Origin of the sequence: Streptomyces prasinopilosus, from assembly GCF_001419695.1 — a bacterium.
In the GTDB taxonomy this organism is placed as follows: domain Bacteria; phylum Actinomycetota; class Actinomycetes; order Streptomycetales; family Streptomycetaceae; genus Streptomyces; species Streptomyces prasinopilosus.
Map to the genome: position 1 here is coordinate 1 of NZ_LIRG01000912.1, position 1,406 is coordinate 1,406.

1 protein-coding gene is annotated in these 1,406 nt (G+C 67.9%); it reads right to left on the minus strand.

Annotated features, from left to right (window positions below; translation table 11 throughout):
* Positions 1 to 349 precede the first annotated feature (349 nt).
* Positions 350 to 1,406, minus strand: a 1,057-nt coding sequence (locus tag AOK18_RS28400; RefSeq protein WP_079105234.1) for a DUF1996 domain-containing protein, incomplete at its 5' end; no start/stop codon positions are given.

The following is a 1,406-nucleotide window of genomic DNA, read 5'->3' on the forward strand; positions in this document are numbered from 1 at the left end:
AGAGCCTGATGAACAAGGTGGTCAAGTGCATCAACAAGGGCAGGCAGTGCACGTAGTCCCCTCGGCCGCCCGCTGAGAAGGACAGGTGAGCGCAAGGGCCGGTGGCGGGATTCCCGCCACCGGCCCTTGCCGTGTCCCCGGTGTTCCCCGCCGTCCGCTGCCCTCGTCCGGGCTCCGGGCCCGGATTCCGGTGCCGGCGGGGTCCGCCCCGGCTTCAGCCTCCGTGCCCGGAGCCCGGACGAGGGCAGCGGACGGCGGGGAACACCGGGGACACGGCAAGGGCCGGTGGCGGGAATCCCGCCACCGGCCCTTGCGCTCACCTGTCCTTCTCAGCGGGCGGCCGAGGGGACTACGTGCACTGCCTGCCCTTGTTGATGCACTTGACCACCTTGTTCATCAGGCTCTCGTCCATGACGTTGATGAAGTCGTTGTGGTCGGTGATCGGCTTGTGCAGCTGCTCCGGGAAGCTGTCCACGGCGTACGGGTTCTTCACCTGACCGTTCTCGATGGTCGGGGTGGGAACGTCGTACACCAGGCGGACCTGGAGCTGTGGGATGGCCTTGAAGCCGGCCGGGCAGCTGCCGTCCGCCTGGACGAACGCCACGTGGGTGCGGTGGTTGGCGCTGTCGGTGTTCTGTCCGTCCCAGCAGCTCTGGAAGTTGGACGTGCGCACGAGCTTGCTGCCCTCGGGGCACAGCACGTACTTGTCCGTGGACTGCCGATCCTCGAAGCCGGTGCAGCTGTACGAGGTGTTGGCGTTCGCCAGACCGTTGGTGAACGCCTTGGCGTCACCGGTGATGATGCGCATCAGCTTCGGGATCGCGACGACCTTGCTGCGCTTGTTGCCGACGAACCGGAGCTGGGCCTCATCGGCTTGCAGGATCCTGCCGACGTTGCCCTCGGCGCCGCCGCCCTGGTCGGCCGCGTCGAACTCCTGGGTGCCGTCCTGCACGCGCAGCACCGGCCAGAAGTACGAGGACTTGTCGCCCTTGTTCTGGCAGCTGGTCTCGGCGACGACCAGGTCGTCGTCGCTGGAGAGCGAGCTGTTGCTCTGGTTGCCGACGTAGTCGTGCATGTGGTGCGCGCCGTTCGCGACACCGGGGGCCACGATGATGTTGTCGCTGTTGTACAGCTTGTTCTCGTTCACCCCGCACTTCGTGGTGAAGCTGCCCTTGGAGCCGGACCTGCCGTTGGCGGCCAGACCGTTCGGCAGGTTGCGCGAGTTGGGCTGGACGTCGTTGATGTCGATGAAGTCCTCGGCGAACGGGCCGGCGGCGCCGTTGCCGTTGTCGTTCGGGGTCTGGTTCTCGCCCTGGTCCTGGCCGCCGTCCTGCCCGCCGCCCTGGTCCTGGCCGCCGTCCTGCCCGCCGCCCTGGTCCTGGCCACCGCCCTGGTCCTGCCCGCCG